Below are 17,723 nucleotides of genomic sequence, written 5' to 3'. Positions count from 1 at the left end.
GGCGCAAGCCTATTACAGCACGCGGTCCGCCTCCGCGAGGAGAGCTTGGGGCAACGTGAGAGGCAAGGCCCGAGCGGCGCTGGAATTGATCGTCAGGTAATAGCGGGAGGGATGCGTGATCGGCAGATCGCCTGGGCTGGCGCCGCGCAATATCTCGTCCACATAGCGCGCAGCCGCTCGAAACTGCTCTTCCAGATTCGGCGCCCACGCCATGAGGCCGCCCGCTTCAGCGAATAGCGTCGCTTGATACATCGCCGGCAGACGGTTCTGCGCCGCAAAGTCGACGATGCGCTGCCGGTTGCCGAGCGACAGGCCGCCTTGAAAATTCAACAATCCATCCATGCTGTCGCTCAGCATTGAAGCGAATGCGTTCTGAAAGTCGCTGACCGACGTGACCCGATAAGCTCTCACGGCGACACCGAGCGCCTCCGCCGTTTGCTCCGCCTCCGCCAACTGGGTTTCGTGTCCGCCCGTCCCCGGCGTCGTCGAGAGCAAGGCAATCCGTCGAAGTTCGGGCGCCGCGCGCTTCAGCAAAGTCATACGTCGCCGGGTTAGGCCGGGCGGAAGCTCATCCATCCCCGTCACGGCGCCGCCGGGTCGTTCGAGGCTCTGCGCAAAGCCATTGCTCACCATGCCCGGACAGGTCGCGATCACCATCCGCGCAGTCGGATTCGCATCGCGGACCGCGAGCGCCGCGGGCAGCGCCGCCGCTACGATCAATTCCAGGTTCAGACGCACGAGTTCCGCTGCTTGGGGCGCCGAGTCGCCCGCGCTCAGACGCACTTCGATGACGATATTCTCGCCTTCGACATAGCCCAGCCTGCTCAGTTCACTCTTGAATGCAGCGACTAACTGCGGGTAACCCGCGCCAACCAGCAGACCAATGCGGCGAACGCGCGATGCTGAATCCCGGTGCGCGCACGACGTCATCGAAAGTGCGCCGACAGCGGCGAAGTTCACGACAAATGAACGTCTGTCCCGCTTGGCGTCCATCTTTTCCTCTGCCTTCGGCAGTAGCAGCACGCCGCATCCGGGTCACGGAGAATGTCTGATTTGAACCGGATGAAGAGCGGGCTGGCCATGTTCACCGCCGCCTGCCGCAGCAACGCTGCTCACTCTTTCTGTTTGAACTCGAACAACTCGACGAGATTGCCCGACGGGTCTTCAAGCAGAAGGGCGCGTCCGGCGCCGCCTTCGCTAAGCTCGCCGCGGAAATTTGCTCCCGCCTTACGGAGCCGGTCGATCAGCCCATCCAAATCCTTGGTTATGATCATGAAGCGGTTCCAGCCGCCGGGCTCCGGATCGCCGCCCGCCTGGCCGCCGCTTCCGGCGCCGGGCGCGCTGAGATAGAGCGTCAAGTCATCGCGATCGAGCGCCGCGAACTTTCCCGGATTATGCATGCGGATTTCGAAGTCGAGATGTTCTTGATAGAACCCGACAGCTTTGTCGACGTCGGCAACAATGTATCGAACGGAAGCCATCTATCTCTCCGCAAGCCGATGCCGCCCACTCGGAAGTATAGGGCGGTCCCACTGCGCCGGAAGGGTTCGGTGGTGAAGGCGCGCGCGGGGCCGCGTGGGGGAGCTATGGGTTCTCCCACTGAAGTCCAAGAGCCTGTAACGTGTCCCTCATGGCCTACGTCATTCCGCACAATCACAAGCGTGACCTTCGCGCAGCGCTAGAACGTGCTGGGTGGGATGTTGAGGTGATGGACGCGCCTACCGAAGCTTGGTGGATGCATGAGCTTTGGCGCGTACGTTCCAAATTTCGACCAGTCGGCGTCGAAACACACATCGCCTTTGTTGGTGGACCAGATGGCGTTGGAGAGCCTCATCCCGGAGCAAGCCACGTCACCGTTGGACCAGTCCCTGCCTCATGGCAGAACTCGGAAGCCATCCCAAGTTCTCAGCTATCCAACAATTGGCCGCGGGCGCTGACGAAGTTGATCGAGGAGTTGTCGGCGGTGCGAAACACAGCACTCGGCGAATGATCCAACTGGGCCCAGAAGCGAACCGCCCAGGCTGACCTCCGTGGGCAAGAGCCCTCACGCGTTGCGCTGGCTGCGAAGACTGATCCAACCATGCGCTACGTGATGCTCCTCTCGCCGGAAGCGGGTTTTGAGCACGCGCGACAAATGGTTGGCTGGTCGCTATTGGTCACGGCTGGAGGTGCCTATGCGCAAGCAAGGGGGGTGGGCGTTCGGCGTAAGCGCATTGGCGTGTGTGGCCCCGGGCGTCGCACACGCAGACTTGGTCTGGCCCGCTCTGTACGCTGAACAACGCTTGCTCAGTCTGCCCGTAATCGCCGCAGGGCTTCTGATCGAGATTTCCGTGTTGCGCCTCTGCTTCTCCATGCAGTGGAATGCGGCGCTCAAGGCCGGCGTTTTGGCAAACGCGGTGTCAGCGGCCATAGGCTTCTTCCTGATTCCGCTCGCCGGAATAGCATGGGAGGTCTTTCCGGGGCAGTTTATCAACGCAGCTTTCGATATGGGGACATTCAACCCGCTCGCGTGGATCGCAACCTTTGTGCTAGCGACGCTGGTAACCACCGCGATCGAACTAGTCGTGCTGTGGAAATTGGCACTGCCCAGAAGCCGTCGCCTGCTTCTCATTTGGTGCATCGCTAACGCTGCGACTGTTGCGATTGCTTTTCTTAGTCTCGCGTCGACGCCCATGCGAGACATTCCCCTATTTGATCTTTGGCCTTTTGAATGAAGCCCCACCCGTGCCCACCGTCACATCCGCCTGCGCCGCAACACCCCTACATCCCGCTCATGATCGGCGTGTTCGTCACCTTCACCTTTCCCGGCCGCTTCGACGCCTCGGCGCTGCGCACGATCGCGCAGGAGGTGCGCGCGCGTTTCGAAGCCATGCCCGGGCTGCGTTCCGAAGCCTTCACGCTGAACGAAGCGCAGCGGCAAGCGGTCAACTTCTACATCTGGAACGATGAAGCCGCCGCGCGCGCCTTCTTCACACCCGAGTTCGCCAACCGCATCGCCCTGCTCTACGGCGCCCAGCCCGCCATCACCTTCGTCGAGGTCGCCGAACTCGTCGACAACGCCGCGCTGCGGCCGAGCTAGCGCCGCTTCGCCGAATGTAACCGGCGCGACGCCACACCCGTATCGAGCTGTGCTAGAGCAAGGTCGACCGATGGAGGCGCTTATGGCCGAGAACTCCAACGACATCCCGATCGAAGCCTGGAACACAATTCTGTTCGACAAGTTCGTGCGCTTCCGCCGCGTGCTGACGGCGGGGCTCGAGGAGCACGGCGAGGCAGCGCTGGCCCGCGCCGCATACCGCGCCGGCGCGCGCGTGCTCGATGTCGGCTGCGGCTTCGGCGACACCACGCTCGCAATCGCCGGCATGGTCGGTCCCGGCGGCGCGGCGGTCGGCGTCGACTGCGCCGAGAATTTCATCGCCGTCGCGACCAAGGAAGCCGCCGAAGCCGGCGCCGCCAACGCCGCCTATTTCGTCGCCGACGTGCAGACGGAAAATCTCCACGGTCCTTACGATCACGCCTTCGCCCGCTTCGGCACCATGTTCTTCAACATGCCCGGCGCGGCGCTGCGCAACATCGCCCGCGCGCTGAAGCCTGGCGGCGATTTCACCATGGTCGTCTGGCGCAAGCGCGAAGACAATCCGTGGGTGCACGACGCCGAACAGATCGTGCGCGAGATGGTGCCCGTGGTCGCGCACGAGGACACGACGGAAGTCCATTGCGGCCCGGGCCCGTTCTCGATGGCGGGCGCCGACATGGTGAGCGACATGATGGCCGCCGCCGGCTTCCGCCGCATCGGCTTTGAGCGCCACGATTGCGACATCTGCATCGGTGCCGACATGGACGAAGCGGTCGCGTTCGCGATGGCGCTTGGGCCCGCCGGCGAAATCATCCGCCTCGCCGGCGCAGAAGGCGAGCGCCTCGCGCCGAAAGTCTCGGAGGCCTTGCGCATGCTGTTCGCCAAACGCCGGCGCAGCGACGGCTCGATCTGGGCCGGCTCCTCGAGTTGGATCGTCCGCGGCGAAATCCCGCGCTGAGGCGCACGCCGATAGTTACGTCTTCATCGGCGTCGACCTCGATCCAACGCGTCCGTCATTGGCGCAAGACTTGGCGAGGCTCAGGGCTCGCGCACCGCCAGCCCCTTGAACCGAGCATAGTCTCGATCCAGCGTGACCCAGATGCAGCCTCACACGATCGCGAGCGCGGTGAACCAAGCGTCCCTGACGGCGCCGCCTTTGGTCGAGGTCGCGCGCCGGATCATCCCTCGAGCAGATCGGTTCTGATCAGATCCACACCTGGCAGCGCGCCGCCGCCGGCCTTCGAAACTGGAATCCTGATGCGCCTGCGGGTTGTCGGCCGCGCAAGCTCGTTGCGCACTGCGTCTTCGATCAACGCAGTCAGCGAACGGCCCTGCTCGGCGGCCTATCGTTTGGCGAGTTCCAGAAGTTCGCCACGGAGGCGCACGGTCGTCCTCATCGCGCCAGAATGCGCTCCTGCCATATGTGTGTCGATAGCGGCCGGTGTTGGATAGAGCCCTGCTCTATCCCCGCCTTTTCCTGCGCCAAGCCGCTGAAATCCTTGGCGTCGCAGCAAAATCAATCCGACCGCGCCAGAGGCGGGTTATACTCGGCCTCATGAACGTCATCGCTGATCCCACCAACCTCGCCCCGCTTTGGGCCCGCGTCCGCGCCATCTTCGCCCGCGCTGCGGGCGCGCTCGGCGGCGCCGCGACCATCGCCGCGCACACGACGCTGGCGCGCCGCCGGCGGCGCGAGATTGTCGGTTGGATCGCGCTGCTCGAACATCTCGTGCGCAAGCTCCTCTTCGCTGAAGCCGCGCGCGTCCCGCGCGAACCTGAACCAAGTCGGAGCGCGGGCCTTCAGGCCGGCCCTTCGACATCACCCGCCGCCCAAGCCTCGGTGCAACCGCGCAGCCGCCGCACCATCGATCCCACTGCGCCCAAGACGTGGCCCGTGCGCTTCTCGTACGCGCCGCCGCGCGATCCGGCCGGCGCGCGCGAAGCGCGATCGCCGCGCCTGCAGGCGCGCGCGCCGAACAAAGAAGAAAGGCCGCTCCGGCTCGCCCGCCGCTTCGAAGCGCTTCGGCGCGTGCTGCAAAACCCGCAGCCTTACGCGCTCCGGCTCGCACACCGCTTGCGCCGCCTCGCGCGCCGTCTCCCCGAAACGCTGATGCGCTACGCCCTCGCGCCGGCGCGCACCAATTGGGTCGACCCCGCCGATCCGCTCGCTGGCCTCCATTGTTCCGGCGCCGCTTTGGCCGGCGGGGCGGCGCATTCCGATACGAGCTGACGCGGAACGCAGAGCGCGCCTTGTCCGTTGCCCGCGCATCCCGCCAGTCGAGGAGGCGCCCCATGCAAGTTCATCAGATGATTTCCACGCATCCGTCCGTCCGCGGCAGCACCAACGACGTGCTGATCCGCGCGATCGAGCACATGCTCGAATGCGCGCAGATCTGCCAGTCGTGCGCCGACGCGTGCCTGGCCGAGGACACGGTCAAGGATCTGCGCCAGTGCATCCGCACCGATCTCGACTGCGCCGACATTTGCGCGACGACCGCTCGCCTCGCCGCCCGCCGCACCGGCACGAACGAACAGCTGATCGTCGAAGCGCTGCGTCTGTGCGAACGCGCCTGCGCGCTCTGCGCCGAAGAGTGCGAGAAGCACGCCAAGATGCACGAGCACTGCCGCATCTGCGCCGAAACCTGCCGCGCCTGCGAAGCCGCCTGCCGCGAAGCCGGGCCGAGCATCACCGCGCACTAGGCGCGGCGCCTCACCCCGGCAGCTGCGGCTTGTCGCGGATGAATTGCGAGAGCAGCCACTTCTCGCCGCGCGTCGGCGGCGCGCCTTCGTGTTCCGTCAGCGGATCGGGCGCGCCGTGTTCATCTACGTTGTAGAAGAACAGCGCCCCGCCCGCCGCTGGCTTGAATTTGCGATCGAGCTTCAGGAAGCGCGTTTCGCCCCCCTCGAACGCATCGTTGAGATAAACCAAAAACGTCAGCGGCCGCTGCCCCATCTCGGCGATCTCCGCATCGAGCTGCGGCGACGGCTGCAGAAAATCGTAGTGCGGCCCGAACGTCTGCCCCGGCAAATAGCGGAATACGCTCGTGCGCTCCAAATGCGAAACCGGCACGCCCATGGTCGCCGCGATCCGCTCGCGGATCAGCAACAGCGGCAGATCGAGATCGAGCAGCCCGAATGTCGCGACCGAATTGCTGCGAATATCGCTCTCAGCCGCGCGGCCCGAGATCGGATCGTAAACCAGCGCGCTCGCCTGCAACGGCGCCGCCCGCGCGATCAGGTAGTCGCAAAGCTCCGGCTCGAGAAAGCCTTCGCTCTGCCCAATGCGCGGCCCATCGTCGGGCCAACGCCGCCACCTGGGCTCGGTCCACGCCTCGACATCGATCCCGCCGCCGGATTCGAACGACACGCCGAGCGCCTCGAACTGACCGCGCGCGCCGGCGTGCCCCTTGCCCGCCGCAACCGCCAGCCACGCGAAAGCGTCCGGCCAGCTTTGCGCGCGCCCGTAACCAGCGCCGGCGATCGTCGCCGCGAGCGCCATCGCCTCCGCATGCCCCGCGCGCGCCAGCGCCTCCACCTCTTCGGCGACATACTCCTCGTTGATCCGCGCATCCTTGCGCAGCAACGCGACAATGCTTTGGAACTGCTGCTCGGCGTCCATCGCGCTACGTTACTTCCGCACCTTCGGCTCGCCCAGCGTCATGAAGATCACCGGCCCCTCCGTCGACGCGCGATAGACGCCGTGCGCGCCGTTCACCTTCATGGCGAGCGCCGTCATCTGCCAGGCTTCCTTCTCGTCCAGCTTCAGCGCCCGCGTCGTCAGCTCCTCGAGCCCATGCTTGTCGCCGAACCAGCGCGTCCGCTCGGCGTCGTTGCGCAGCCGTTGCTGCACCATCGGATGATCCCAGCCCCAGCGGAACATGTTGGTGCGCGGATTCCAGGCGCCGATGATCTGCACCGGCGCCGTCACCAGCGCCCCGTCCTTGCGGTCGAACTGAATGATGCCGGCGTTCTGGTCGACCTGCCACGGCGCGGTTTCCAGCTTCAGCTTGCGCGCCAGCCAGCGCTGCCGGTTCAAGAGATCGATCCAGCTCTCGGCCCAGAAGCGGTCGACGTCGACATGCTCGCCGCCCCACGGCACGAGCGCCCGCGATTGCGGGCGCTGCGGCGCATTCGGCTCAGGCGCTCGTCGCTTCTGTTTGAGCATAAGCTCCCCGGTTCCCCGTGCGGCCCTGTGTGGATAACCAATTTCCCCAGCCTCGGGAAAGCGGAATTCCTACAGGTCCTCGCGCTTGCGTCCACCGCGGCCCACCGTGAGCGCCTTGATCACGCCGCGCATGGTGCGGACCTCCTGCTCGGTCAGCCGCGCCCGCAGGAACGGCGCGCGCAGGTTGCGCTTCATCAGCGGCGCCTTGTCCGGCGGATGGAAAAACCGCCCGCGATCAAGCTCTTCCTCCAAATGCAGGAACATCGCCTCGAGCTCCGCTTGGCTCGCCGGCGGCGTGTCGGGCGTGCTGAACCAAACCGGCGTCTGCGCCTGCTGCCGCGCTTCGGCGAAAGCGTACGCAAACACCGTCACCGCGTTCGCCAGGTTGAGCGAGGCGAAGCCAGGATTGACCGGCAAAGTCAGGATCGCGTCCGCCTTGGCGATCTCGTCCGATTCCATTCCGGCCGCCTCTGGCCCAAACATCACCACCGGCCGCTCGCCCGCCGCGATCGCGTCCTTGAGCTTTTCCGCCGCCTCGCGCGGCCCCCACACGGGCTTTTCCATCCCACGCGGCCGCGCCGTCGCCGCGACCACCAAAGTCGCGTCCGCCAGCGCGTCCTCCAGCTTCCACTCCACTTTCGCCCGCTTCAGCACATGGTCGGCGCCGACCGCGACCACCTCCGCTTTGGGGTTCGGCCACCTGTCCCGCGGCGCGACAAGCCGGAGCGAGACCAAGCCAAAATTCAACATCGCACGCGCAACCGCGCCGATGTTTTCCCCCATCTGGGGCCGCACCAGGCAGATCGCCGGCCATTCCTCCTCGATCGGCGGCGGCATGTTTCGTGCGCGGGTCATCTCAGGATCGATCAAAAGCCATGGCGGCAAACGTCAAATCGCATCGAAGCCCGCGCCGCAAGCGCGGGAGATGGTGGGCGTACTTCGCCCGCCGCTTCTTTGCACTCGCGATCACCGTCGCTGCGCTCGCCGCCGCCAGCTGGTTCGCCCCGATGCTGCGCCCGCCGGCCGAGCCGCCGCTGCTGCCGGAACTGGTCGAAACGCGCGCCGCCGAAACCGGCCTCGAGCCCCTGCTTCTGGAAGTCGACATCGCCCTCGACCTCGCCGGCCCGCCCGCGCCGCCGCGCCGCGCCCGCGCGCGCGCCGTACCGCTCGACGCCGCCGCCCAACCGCAGGACCCCGGCTACGAAATTCTCTCCGCCGCCGAACTCGCGCGGATCAGCCAGGCCCGAGACTAAGCCGCATTTGCGCGAGCCCCCCGAGCTGCTACCACGCGCGTCGAATTTCTCCGAACGCGAAAGGCAAGCGGCGATGGCCAAGATCAAGGTGGACAACCCGGTCGTTGAACTCGACGGCGACGAGATGACCCGGATCATCTGGGCGCTGATCAAGGATCGCCTGATCCACCCCTATCTCGACATCGACCTCAAATACTTCGACCTCGGCGTCGAAAGCCGCGACGCCACCGAAGACAAGATTACGGTCGATGCGGCCAACGCGATCAAGCAATACGGCGTGGGCGTCAAATGCGCGACCATCACGCCCGACGAAGCGCGGGTGAAGGAATTCGGCCTGAAGAAAATGTGGAAGTCGCCCAACGGCACGATCCGCAACATCCTCGGCGGCGTCATCTTCCGCGAGCCGATCATCTGCAAGAACGTGCCGCGCCTTGTGCCCGGCTGGACCCAGCCCATCGTCGTCGGCCGTCACGCCTTCGGCGACCAGTACCGCGCCACCGACTTCCTCTTCCCCGGCGAAGGCACGCTGACGATCAAGTTCGTCGGCGAGGACGGGCAAACCATCGAGCACGAAGTGTTCAAGGCGCCGGGCGCCGGCGTCGCCATGGCGATGTACAACTTGGATGAGAGCATCAAGGAATTCGCCCGCTCGTCGTTCATGTATGGCCTCATGAAGAACTGGCCGGTCTATCTCTCGACCAAGAACACGATCCTCAAAGCCTATGACGGCCGCTTCAAGGACATCTTCCAGGCCATCTACGACGCCGAGTTCAAGACCGAGTTCGAAAAACGCAAGCTCACCTACGAGCACCGCCTGATCGACGACATGGTCGCCTCGGCCCTGAAGTGGTCCGGCGGTTTCGTCTGGGCCTGCAAGAATTACGACGGCGACGTCCAATCCGACACGGTCGCGCAAGGCTTCGGCTCGCTCGGCCTCATGACGTCCGTGCTGCTGACGCCCGACGGCAAGACCATGGAAGCCGAAGCCGCGCACGGCACCGTCACCCGCCACTATCGCCAGCACCAGAAAGGCGAGCCGACCAGCACCAACTCGGTCGCCTCGATCTTCGCCTGGACGCGCGGCCTCGCCCATCGCGGCAAGCTCGACAACAATCAGAAGCTGATCGACTACGCGCTGCTGTTGGAAAAGATCACCGTCGACACCGTCGAGGCGGGCCAGATGACCAAGGACCTCGCCCTCCTCGTCGGCGACAAGCAATCCTGGCTCACCACCGAAGGCTTCCTCGACGCCGTCGGCGACAATCTCGACAAGGCCATGGCCAAGGTCTGAGCATGACCAAGCGCCGCTCCTCGCTCACCGGCAGCTGGAGCGGCGCCTATCGCTACCCGCGCGACGCCGGACCGGAAACCGTGTTCAACGTTCAGATCGAAGAGGTCGGCGGCGCCTTCACCGGCGCGATGCAGGAGCCGAACACCTTCGCGCCGAGCGCCGCCCCGGTTCTGACGGCCGAGATCGAAGGCGTGCGCACCGGGCTCTCGCTCGCCTTCACCAAATTCTATGACGGCAGCGGCGGCGTGACCCACGCCGTCCGCTACGAAGGCGCCGCCGACGCCGAGTTGATGCGCATCGAAGGGACGTGGCGCATACCGCACGCCGGCTCGGGCACATTCTTCATGGTCCGCGACGACGACGGCGCGGCGGCCGAAGCCGAAGAAGAAGCCAAAGTCGAAATCGGTCTGCGCCGCTAATCGCCGGAACAACGCCTCACGGACGATTGACGCGGACGCTCGCTGGTTTTCGCGCTATAGTATGCGCCGCTGCGCGCTGGGACTCCGATGGCCTTCACGATCCGCGAACTGCTGAAGGAAGACCGCCCGGGCTGGGAGAACCTCTGGGGCGGCTACCTCGATTTCTACGAAGCGCCGATGGAGCCGGTGGTCATCGAGGTGACGTGGTCGCGTTTGCTCGACCCGGAAGAGCCGATGATGGCGCTGGTCGCGGTCGACACCGGCACGCACGACCTGATCGGCCTCGTGCATTGCGTCTTCCATCGCGGCACCTGGGCGATCGGCGATTTCTGCTATCTGGAAGACCTGTTCGTCGCGCCGAACGCGCGCAACCAGGGGGTCGGCCGGGCGCTGATCGAAGCGGTCTACAATCGCGCCGACGCCAAGAAGTGTGAGCGCGTCTATTGGCTGACGCACGAAACCAACACCACCGCGCGCGCCCTCTACGACCAAATCGCGCGGCGCAGCGGGTTCATCCAGTACCGGCGCTGATAGACTCTAGAGATCATTCTGCGCTCTGCTTGACGCAACAACGGCCCATCCCCGGAGGCTCGCGAAGCGAGCATTCCGGGGCCCATAAACACGACTGCCGGTGTTCAATACTAAAGCCCTGGTGTTTATGGGTCCCGGGCTCGACGCTTCGCGTCGCCCCGGGAGTAGGTGAAAGCAACGCCGTCGTTTCGAACTGATTGCAACGCGCTAAAATCCCGCGCGACGTATTCCACAGAAATCAATCCGACAGCCGCGGCGCGGGCTTATCATGCCTGCATGCAGACACGCGATCTCACCCAACCCGAACTACTCCCGAAACGGCGGCGTCTTGCGCCATGGGAATGGCTGCGGCAGATCGCGGCTGACTTTGTCCGGATAGACTGGCGCACGCTTCTCCAGAAAGCTCGTCACGCCTTCCTTCGCATCACCCGAGCGGCCGCGCATCACCATCAGCCGGCTCTCGAGCCGGTGCGCCTCCATCGGGTGCTCGGCGTCGAGCATGTCGAGCATCATCCGCCGCGCCAGCGCGACCGAAACAGGCGAAGTGTGCTCGACGATCTCGCGCGCCAGCGCATACGCCGCCGGCATGAGCTCCTCCGGCTTGTGCAGCGAGCGCACCAAACCGCGCGCGCAGGCTTCCTCGGTATGGAAGACGCGCCCCGTCGTCACCCACTCCATCGCCGCCGAAATGCCGACGAGGCGCGGCAGGAAATAGGACGACAGCGTCTCCGGCACGATGCCGCGCCGCGCGAACACGAAGCCCATCTTCGCGCCTTCGACCGCGAGGCGGACATCCATCGGCAGCGTCATCGTCGCGCCGACGCCCACGGCATGTCCGTTGATCGCCGCTATGACCGGCTTCAAACTTTCATAGATGCGCAACCCCACCGTCCCGCCGCCGTCCCGCTCGATCTCCGGATCGAACTCAGCCTCGCCGCGGCCGGCCGCCCGCCGCTGCTCGTAATCGAACGTTGCCCCGCCGCCGCTCAGATCCGCCCCGGCGCAGAACGCCTTGCCGGCGCCGGTGACGACGACGACTCGCACGTCATCGTTCGCATCGGTCTCGTCGAACGCGGCGATCATCTCGCGCGCCATCCGATCGGTGAACGCGTTCATCCGGTCGGGACGGTGAAGCGTCAGCGTGGCGATCCCGTTGGCGACGTCGAGTTTGATCGTTTCGTATGCCATACGAAGGCAGTAGGGCAGTACGGCAATAAGGCAATAGGGAGCCCTCGCGTAACCTACTGCCCTACTGCCCTACTGCCGTACTGCGCTAAAGGCGCAGCAGCTCCACTTCCGCCGCCTGGTACGGATCAAGCCGGTAGACCAGCTGCCGGTGGATCGCCACCAGCGAACCGGCGCCCCAATCCTCGATCAGCTCGGCGTCGTCCTTCTCGCGCGCCTGCCATTGCGAGCCGTCCTCGCAGATCAGCACTTTGCCCTGCGCCAGCACCGCATCGATGGTCGACACTGCGCCCGATTGCACGCCGGCGCCCAAACCGACTCGGAACACGGAGAGAATCGCATCACGCTGCTGCTGGTTGAGGCGGTCCCACTGCAACCGCGCGAAAAGCTCTGGCCCGAGAAAAGCGGCCAGCGCGTCGTTCTGAGTCATCCCGGCGTCCCCACAACCGAATCGAGTCGTCCAAAAACGACTGATTTGGTTTCCGAGATGTTACTCGGCCGATCCGGTCAAAGCGGGACTTCAAAACTGCATCGCAAGCCCTCCGGTGCGAACTGCACCGCAGCCGCGCCCTTCGCGCCGCCCAGGGCCCGGTCGATCAAGGTCGTGCCGAAGCCGGCCTTACTCGGCGGCGAAACCGGCGGTCCGCCGAATTCTTCCCAGCGAAATCGAATGCGAGTCCGTTCGTGATCGGTGAATTCCCAAGCGATGCGCACGCCGCCATCCGCATTGGAGAGCGCGCCGTACTTTATAGCGTTGGTTGCAAGTTCGTGCAGCGCGAGCGCCAGCACGAGCGAATTGTCGGCGCCGACGGAAGCGTCCACGCCCGACCGGTTCAGCCGCTGGAGATTTTCGAACGGCGCCAGCGCCCTTGCGACCACATCGGCGACCGCGATGCGGTCCCAATCCTTTGTCGTCAGCAAATCCAGCGCCTTGCCGAGAGCGCCAAGCCTGGAGCTGAAGCGCTCGTGCGCTTCCCGGTTCGCGCCGGGAAAGGATTGAGCGGCGATGCCCTGGATCGTCGCCACCGCGTTCTTGTAGCGGTGCTTCACCTCGCCGAGCAGCATCTCCAGCTTGGCTTCGGCGCTCTTGCGCTGCTCGATTTCCTGCTGCGCCTCGCGATGAAGATGCGCGTTGTCGATGGCGATGGCCGCATGCGCGGCGATGCCGACTATGAACGCCTCGCACTCGGCGTCGAACATGGCGCGCTCTTCATGCGCAAAGAAGAGGCCGCCCAGCACCTTTCGCGATCGCGAGACGACTGGCACCGCCAAATAGCTAACAACTGGCAAATGACCTTCCGGCATGCCGCTATAGGGCGGATTCTGGCCGTAGCGGGGATCGGCGCGGATATCGTCCGAGCGCACGACGCCGGCGCCGCGGAAGGTCGGCTCGAAGATCGCCGTGTTGCGCGGCAGGCTGAAATGTTCGAACGCCTCGCGCGGCGCGCCCGAGAGCGTATAGAGCTGATAGCTTTCGCCGCGCTCGTTTTCGATATTGTAGAAGAACGCGCCAAATTGCGCGCCGCAAGCTTCGGTCGCCACATCGGTCACGGTTTGAACGACGCGCTCGAGGTCGAGATCGCTTGCGATCAGTTGCGCAAGCCCATGCAAGCGCTCGCAGCGCTGCAACGCGTCGTACCGATTCCTGCGTGGCTTATGTCGAACGTCGCTTGGCATAACCGCGTAGGTTACGTCCGCGGACGGCGCATGGTTCCTACGGGGAACGAAACCGTGTTCGAACCGTTAGCTCGATCTCGAAGGGCTCACAGCGTAAGCCGCCATATTAAATCGCGGTCGGCGGTTTCGCCGACCATGAAGTCCCACTCGCCGTGATCTTTGAATCCGAAGCGGCGATAGAAACGCTGCGCCCGTTCGTTGTTTTCCCAGACGCTGAGATACAGCGCCGAGGCGCCTTTGCCGCGCGCCCAGGCGATCGCATCTTCCATCAGCGCCGCCGCCACGCCGGCGCCCTTGACGCTTTCGTCGACGTAGAGCCGGTGCAGTTCGAGCCCGCCCGCGTCGTCGACCGGCATCGCCAGCACGCCCATCATGCAATAGCCGACGATCTCGCCCTCGCGCAGCGCCAGGCGATAGCGCACTTCGGGATCGGCGATTTCGCTGCGCTGAATCTCCGCGCCGTAGTTCTTTGTCAGATACACATCGAGATCGCGCGGCGGATACGCAAGATGCCCAAACGTCGCCACCCACGATCCGCGCGCGAACGCGGCGAGCGCTTCGGCGTCCGCCGCATTCGCATCGCGATAGACGATCCCGCTCACGCTGCGAGCGCGCCTTGGAGCGCGGCGCGGATCGCTTCAAGCGCTTTGCCCGCTTCGCCGCCATTGGGGCCGCCGCCCTGGGCCATGTCGGGCCGGCCGCCGCCGCCCTGGCCGCCGACGGCGGCGACGCCCGCCTTCACCAGATCGACAGCGTTGACCTTGCCCTTCAAGTCGTCCGTCACGCCGACCGCGAGCGCCGCCTTGCCGTCCTCGACGCCGATATACGCGATAACGCCGGAGCCGATCGATTTCTTGCCTTCGTCGACCAGCCCGCGCAGCTCCTTCGCCGGCACGCCTTCCAACACGCGCGCCAGTACGGCAACGCCCGCCACCTGCTCCGGCCCCGCCGGCGCGGCCTGTCCGCCGCCGCCGGCGAGCGCGAGCTTCTTCTTGGTTTCGTTCAGCTCGCGTTCGAGTTTGCGGCGCTCTTCGGCCAGCTGCGCCACGCGGTCGGTGACTTCGGCGAGCGGCGACTTCAAATTCGACGCGATCGCCTTCGCCAGCGCCGCCTGCGCCTTCAGGTGCGCCAGCGCCGCCGCGCCCGTCGCCGCTTCGATGCGGCGGACGCCGGCGGCGACACCGCCTTCGGAGAGGATCGCGAACACGGCGATATCGCCCGTACGCTTCACGTGCGTGCCGCCGCAGAGCTCGACCGAGTATGGCTTGCCGTTGCGCGACAGCGCATCGCCGAGCCTGAGCACGCGCACGGCGTCGCCATACTTCTCGCCGAACAGCGCGAGCGCCCCCTCTTCGATCGCTTTCGCCGGCGCCATCTCCTTGATCACGCCTTCGGCGTTCTGGCGGATGACGGCGTTCACTTCGTCTTCGACACGGCCGATCTCGTCGGCGCTCATGGCTTGGCCGTGACTGAAGTCGAACCTGAAATAGTCCGCCTCGACGAGCGAGCCCTTCTGCGTCACGTGCGGGCCGAGCACGTTGCGCAGCGCTGCGTGCAGCAAGTGCGTCGCCGAATGGTTGGCGCGGATCTTCGTCCGCCGCTCGTGATCGATCTCGAGCGCCGCCTTGTCGCCGACCTTCACCGAACCTCTCGTCAGTTTGCCGACATGCGCGTGCAGCGCGCCGGCTTGCTTCAGCGTGTCCTCGACGACGAATTCGGCGCCATTCGCAAACTTGATCATTCCACGGTCGCCGGCTTGACCGCCGCTTTCGGCGTAGAACGGCGTGCGGTCGAACACGAGCGCGGCTTGGGCGCCGTCGCGCAGGTCGTGCTGCTCGACGCCGCCGGTGACAATCGCGGCGAGCTTGCCGTCGCCGGCTTCGGCGCCATAGCCGAGGAATTCGTTGCCGGTGGTGCGTTCGAGGATCGAGTGCCAGATCGCCGGATTGTCGGCGCCGTCCGCGCCCTTCCAACTGGCCGCGCCGGCCTCCTTCTGCTCCTGCATCGCCCGATCGTATTCGGCGACATCCACTTCGAGCCCACGCCCGCGCAAGATGTCCTGCGTCAGATCGAGCGGAAAGCCGAACGTGTCATAGAGCTTGAACGCCGTCCGGCCGGAGAGTTTCTGGCCCTGCTTGAGGTCGCCAAGTTCATCGTCGAGCAAGCGCAATCCGTTCGCCAGCGTGCGGCGGAAGCGCTCTTCCTCGTCGCGCAATTGCGCTTCGATCACAGGCTGCGCCCGGCGCAGTTCGGGATAAGCCTCGCCCATTTCCGCGATCAAAGTCGGCGCCAGGCGATACATCAGCGGCTCTTTGGCGCCGAGAATATGCGCATGCCGCATCGCCCGGCGCATGATCCGGCGCAGCACGTAGCCGCGGCCTTCGTTCGACGGCGAGACGCCGTCGGCGATGAGGAAGCACGACGAACGCAAGTGATCGGCGATCACATTGTGGCTCGGCGCCTTGTCGCCTTCCGCTTTGGTCTTGGTCAGCTCTTCCGACGCCTTTTTCAGCGTGCGGAAGAGATCGGTTTCGAACACCGAGTCCACGCCCTGCAGCACGCAGGCCATGCGTTCGAGCCCCATACCGGTGTCGATCGACGGCTTCGGCAGTTTCTCGCGCGGGCGATCGTCGCCGAACTGCTCGTATTGCATGAACACGAGGTTCCAGAATTCAAGGAAGCGGTCGCCGTCCTCTTCCGTCGATCCCGGCGGCCCGCCCCAGATGTGATCGCCGCGGTCGATGAAGATTTCCGAGCACGGCCCGCAAGGCCCCGTATCGCCCATCGACCAGAAATTGTCCGCGGTGGCGATGCGGATGATCTTGTCGTCGCTGAAGCCGGCGATTTTCTTCCAGAGCGACGCCGCTTCATCGTCGTCGTGATAGACGGTGACGAGCAGCTTCTCTTTCGGGAGGCCGAGATCCTTGGTGATCAGCGTCCAGGCCGCGTCGATCGCGCCTTCCTTGAAATAGTCGCCGAACGAGAAGTTGCCGAGCATCTCGAAGAAGGTGAGGTGGCGGGCGGTGTAGCCGACATTGTCGAGGTCGTTGTGCTTGCCGCCGGCGCGGACGCACTTCTGCGAAGTGGCCGCGCGCGGGTACGGCGGCTTTGCGGCGCCGGTGAAATAGTTCTTGAACTGCACCATGCCGGCATTGGTGAAGAGCAAAGTCGGGTCGTCCTGCGGCACGAGCGAGGACGAGCCCGGCAGCTCATGGCCGCGGGCGCGGAAAAACGCGAGAAACTGCTTTCGAATGTTGTTGACGCTGGTCATGCCGTCCAAGCCGATGCCTTGTTTGCGCTTGGTATAGGTAGTGCGGTGCACAACGCCAAGCGCCGCGCCGCCACACGGCCGGCGCCGGCGAGCAGCCGCCGTTCCCGGCGCCCGTTACGGCGGCACGGTCAGCGCACCCTCCGGCGAGAGCGGGAAGTGCGGATTCCAGGCGACTTCCCAAAGGTGCCCGTCCGGATCGGCGAAATAGCCCGAGCGCCCACCCCAGACCGCGTCATGCGCCGGCTTCACCACCGCCGCGCCGGCTGCCGCGGCCTCGGCGATCACCGCATCGACCTCGTCCTTCTCGCGCACATTGTGGGCGATGGCGATGGCGCGGAAACCCTCGCCCGCCGCCGCTACGCCCGCATCGCAAGCGAGGCTCTCACGCGGAAACAGGCAGAGCGCCACCGCACCCGCCTGCAAAAAGACAACCTCTTCGCCGCCGACGGAAGACGCCTTGAAGCCGAGCGCCGTATAGAACGCCTTGGCGCGCTTCAGATCGCCAACACCAAGCGTGATGAGTGAAACCCGCGGCTCCACGAGGTCAAACCGGGATCAACAAACGGACGAGGATGGCGATGTTCATCGCCACAACCGCGCCAATCATCCACGAGTGCAGGTCGAGCTTGGCTTCAATTCGCATGAATCGCTCGTCGACCTTGAGAAACCGGTCGCTGATCCGATCGAACCGCTCATCGAAGTGCCCGTCCGCGCGGGCGAGCGCCTCTGCCGCCTTACGCGCCTTCTCATCGTCAGCGCCGGCGGACTTGAACGCTTCGAACACGTCGTAGTTCAGCATCGCCATGCCGCCCATTGAACACCAAACCCGCGGCGCTCGTAAGACGCCTTGTCTTA

Annotated in this window: 21 protein-coding genes; 9 read left to right on the top strand and 12 right to left on the bottom strand. The window is 65.3% G+C overall.

The genetic code is table 11. The features are described 5' to 3' along the window. Positions 1–12: 12 nt before the first annotated feature. A complete protein-coding gene (locus tag VEA80_RS16695; RefSeq protein WP_325061908.1) occupies positions 13–993 on the bottom strand; it encodes an ABC transporter substrate-binding protein in 981 nt (326 codons plus the stop codon). Positions 994–1,112: 119 nt separating this feature from the next. Continuing rightward, a complete protein-coding gene (locus tag VEA80_RS16690; RefSeq protein ID WP_325061907.1) occupies positions 1,113–1,481 on the bottom strand; it encodes a VOC family protein in 369 nt (122 codons plus the stop codon). 693 nt (positions 1,482–2,174) lie between these two features. Here VEA80_RS16690 and VEA80_RS16685 point away from each other — a divergent pair. The 5 genes from VEA80_RS16685 (at position 2,175) to VEA80_RS16665 (ending at position 5,776) form a co-directional block, all read left to right on the top strand. Beyond that, the gene (locus VEA80_RS16685) at positions 2,175–2,714 is read left to right on the top strand and encodes a hypothetical protein (RefSeq protein ID WP_325061906.1); all 540 of its coding nucleotides are present in this window, start codon (positions 2,175–2,177) and stop codon (positions 2,712–2,714) included. Then, the gene (locus VEA80_RS16680; protein ID WP_325061905.1) at positions 2,711–3,079 is read left to right on the top strand and encodes a hypothetical protein; all 369 of its coding nucleotides are present in this window, start codon (positions 2,711–2,713) and stop codon (positions 3,077–3,079) included. Before VEA80_RS16685 ends, VEA80_RS16680 begins: the two co-directional genes overlap by 4 nt. 82 nt (positions 3,080–3,161) lie before the next feature. Beyond that, positions 3,162–4,034: a class I SAM-dependent methyltransferase gene (locus tag VEA80_RS16675; protein ID WP_325061904.1), complete on the top strand. Its 873-nt coding sequence runs from the start codon at positions 3,162–3,164 to the stop codon at positions 4,032–4,034. Positions 4,035–4,631: 597 nt separating this feature from the next. Next, positions 4,632–5,306, top strand: a complete 675-nt coding sequence (locus VEA80_RS16670; protein ID WP_325061903.1) for a hypothetical protein — start codon at positions 4,632–4,634, stop codon at positions 5,304–5,306. Positions 5,307–5,368: 62 nt separating this feature from the next. Continuing rightward, positions 5,369–5,776, top strand: coding sequence for a four-helix bundle copper-binding protein (locus VEA80_RS16665; RefSeq protein WP_325061902.1), 408 nt, complete (start codon positions 5,369–5,371; stop codon positions 5,774–5,776). Positions 5,777–5,786: 10 nt separating this feature from the next. On the opposite strand, the gene VEA80_RS16660 is transcribed toward VEA80_RS16665, so the two are convergent. The 3 genes from VEA80_RS16660 to VEA80_RS16650 form a co-directional block, all read right to left on the bottom strand. Then, positions 5,787–6,695 (bottom strand): 2OG-Fe(II) oxygenase, encoded by a 909-nt coding sequence (locus tag VEA80_RS16660; RefSeq protein WP_325061901.1) that lies wholly within the window; start codon positions 6,693–6,695, stop codon positions 5,787–5,789. 9 nt (positions 6,696–6,704) lie between these two features. After that, on the bottom strand, positions 6,705–7,241 hold the full coding sequence (locus tag VEA80_RS16655; RefSeq protein ID WP_325061900.1) for a DUF6882 domain-containing protein: 537 nt from the start codon (positions 7,239–7,241) through the stop codon (positions 6,705–6,707). Between the two features lie 69 nt (positions 7,242–7,310). Continuing rightward, positions 7,311–8,096 (bottom strand): RNA methyltransferase, encoded by a 786-nt coding sequence (locus VEA80_RS16650; protein ID WP_325061899.1) that lies wholly within the window; start codon positions 8,094–8,096, stop codon positions 7,311–7,313. Between the two features lie 20 nt (positions 8,097–8,116). Between VEA80_RS16650 and VEA80_RS16645 the strand changes: the two genes are divergently transcribed. The 4 genes from VEA80_RS16645 to VEA80_RS16630 all read left to right on the top strand — a co-directional run bounded on the left by VEA80_RS16645 (position 8,117) and on the right by VEA80_RS16630 (position 10,735). After that, a complete protein-coding gene (locus VEA80_RS16645; RefSeq protein ID WP_325061898.1) occupies positions 8,117–8,494 on the top strand; it encodes a hypothetical protein in 378 nt (125 codons plus the stop codon). A 73-nt stretch (positions 8,495–8,567) separates the two neighbouring features. Continuing rightward, positions 8,568–9,785 (top strand): NADP-dependent isocitrate dehydrogenase, encoded by a 1,218-nt coding sequence (locus tag VEA80_RS16640; protein ID WP_325061897.1) that lies wholly within the window; start codon positions 8,568–8,570, stop codon positions 9,783–9,785. Between the two features lie 2 nt (positions 9,786–9,787). Continuing rightward, complete coding sequence (locus VEA80_RS16635) at positions 9,788–10,204, top strand: hypothetical protein (RefSeq protein WP_325061896.1); 417 nt, start codon at positions 9,788–9,790, stop codon at positions 10,202–10,204. A gap of 87 nt (positions 10,205–10,291) precedes the next feature. Beyond that, complete coding sequence (locus VEA80_RS16630) at positions 10,292–10,735, top strand: GNAT family N-acetyltransferase (RefSeq protein ID WP_325061895.1); 444 nt, start codon at positions 10,292–10,294, stop codon at positions 10,733–10,735. Between the two features lie 306 nt (positions 10,736–11,041). Here VEA80_RS16630 and VEA80_RS16625 read toward each other — a convergent pair whose 3' ends face one another. From VEA80_RS16625 to VEA80_RS16595, 7 genes are all read right to left on the bottom strand, one after another. Continuing rightward, entirely contained in the window at positions 11,042–11,923 is an 882-nt protein-coding gene (locus tag VEA80_RS16625; RefSeq protein WP_325061894.1) for a crotonase/enoyl-CoA hydratase family protein, read from the bottom strand. A gap of 85 nt (positions 11,924–12,008) precedes the next feature. Next, positions 12,009–12,350 (bottom strand): hypothetical protein, encoded by a 342-nt coding sequence (locus tag VEA80_RS16620; RefSeq protein WP_325061893.1) that lies wholly within the window; start codon positions 12,348–12,350, stop codon positions 12,009–12,011. Between the two features lie 77 nt (positions 12,351–12,427). Continuing rightward, positions 12,428–13,531 carry a sensor histidine kinase gene (locus tag VEA80_RS16615; protein ID WP_325061892.1) on the bottom strand — a complete coding sequence of 368 codons (1,104 nt, stop codon included), beginning with the start codon at positions 13,529–13,531 and terminating at the stop codon, positions 12,428–12,430. A gap of 152 nt (positions 13,532–13,683) precedes the next feature. Beyond that, positions 13,684–14,199 carry a GNAT family N-acetyltransferase gene (locus VEA80_RS16610; RefSeq protein ID WP_325061891.1) on the bottom strand — a complete coding sequence of 172 codons (516 nt, stop codon included), beginning with the start codon at positions 14,197–14,199 and terminating at the stop codon, positions 13,684–13,686. After that, positions 14,196–16,868, bottom strand: a complete 2,673-nt coding sequence (gene alaS / locus VEA80_RS16605) for an alanine--tRNA ligase (RefSeq protein WP_349257280.1) — start codon at positions 16,866–16,868, stop codon at positions 14,196–14,198. The genes VEA80_RS16610 and alaS overlap by 4 nt, the downstream gene beginning before the upstream one ends. Before the next feature lie 114 nt (positions 16,869–16,982). Further along, positions 16,983–17,408, bottom strand: coding sequence for a VOC family protein (locus tag VEA80_RS16600; RefSeq protein WP_325061889.1), 426 nt, complete (start codon positions 17,406–17,408; stop codon positions 16,983–16,985). Between the two features lie 4 nt (positions 17,409–17,412). Continuing rightward, a complete protein-coding gene (locus tag VEA80_RS16595) occupies positions 17,413–17,667 on the bottom strand; it encodes a hypothetical protein (RefSeq protein WP_325061888.1) in 255 nt (84 codons plus the stop codon). Positions 17,668–17,723 lie beyond the last annotated feature (56 nt).

Source organism: Vitreimonas sp. (assembly GCF_035627415.1).
In the GTDB taxonomy this organism is placed as follows: Bacteria; Pseudomonadota; Alphaproteobacteria; order Caulobacterales; family Aquidulcibacteraceae; genus Vitreimonas.
The sequence above is the reverse complement of the archived record's forward strand: the minus strand, read 5'-3'. Positions and strand labels throughout refer to the sequence as shown.

Coding starts and splice junctions, on each gene's coding strand:
- VEA80_RS16670 (WP_325061903.1), top strand. CDS start 4,632: ATGAACGTCATCGCTGATCCCACCAACCTCGCCCCGCTTTGGGCCCGC.
- VEA80_RS16655 (WP_325061900.1), bottom strand. CDS start 7,241: ATGCTCAAACAGAAGCGACGAGCGCCTGAGCCGAATGCGCCGCAGCGC.
- VEA80_RS16625 (WP_325061894.1), bottom strand. CDS start 11,923: ATGGCATACGAAACGATCAAACTCGACGTCGCCAACGGGATCGCCACG.
- VEA80_RS16680 (WP_325061905.1), top strand. CDS start 2,711: ATGAAGCCCCACCCGTGCCCACCGTCACATCCGCCTGCGCCGCAACAC.
- VEA80_RS16650 (WP_325061899.1), bottom strand. CDS start 8,096: ATGACCCGCGCACGAAACATGCCGCCGCCGATCGAGGAGGAATGGCCG.
- VEA80_RS16685 (WP_325061906.1), top strand. CDS start 2,175: ATGCGCAAGCAAGGGGGGTGGGCGTTCGGCGTAAGCGCATTGGCGTGT.
- VEA80_RS16595 (WP_325061888.1), bottom strand. CDS start 17,667: ATGCTGAACTACGACGTGTTCGAAGCGTTCAAGTCCGCCGGCGCTGAC.
- VEA80_RS16640 (WP_325061897.1), top strand. CDS start 8,568: ATGGCCAAGATCAAGGTGGACAACCCGGTCGTTGAACTCGACGGCGAC.
- VEA80_RS16630 (WP_325061895.1), top strand. CDS start 10,292: ATGGCCTTCACGATCCGCGAACTGCTGAAGGAAGACCGCCCGGGCTGG.
- VEA80_RS16695 (WP_325061908.1), bottom strand. CDS start 993: ATGGACGCCAAGCGGGACAGACGTTCATTTGTCGTGAACTTCGCCGCT.
- VEA80_RS16635 (WP_325061896.1), top strand. CDS start 9,788: ATGACCAAGCGCCGCTCCTCGCTCACCGGCAGCTGGAGCGGCGCCTAT.
- VEA80_RS16620 (WP_325061893.1), bottom strand. CDS start 12,350: ATGACTCAGAACGACGCGCTGGCCGCTTTTCTCGGGCCAGAGCTTTTC.
- VEA80_RS16675 (WP_325061904.1), top strand. CDS start 3,162: ATGGCCGAGAACTCCAACGACATCCCGATCGAAGCCTGGAACACAATT.
- VEA80_RS16665 (WP_325061902.1), top strand. CDS start 5,369: ATGCAAGTTCATCAGATGATTTCCACGCATCCGTCCGTCCGCGGCAGC.
- VEA80_RS16645 (WP_325061898.1), top strand. CDS start 8,117: ATGGCGGCAAACGTCAAATCGCATCGAAGCCCGCGCCGCAAGCGCGGG.
- VEA80_RS16660 (WP_325061901.1), bottom strand. CDS start 6,695: ATGGACGCCGAGCAGCAGTTCCAAAGCATTGTCGCGTTGCTGCGCAAG.
- VEA80_RS16690 (WP_325061907.1), bottom strand. CDS start 1,481: ATGGCTTCCGTTCGATACATTGTTGCCGACGTCGACAAAGCTGTCGGG.
- alaS (WP_349257280.1), bottom strand. CDS start 16,868: ATGACCAGCGTCAACAACATTCGAAAGCAGTTTCTCGCGTTTTTCCGC.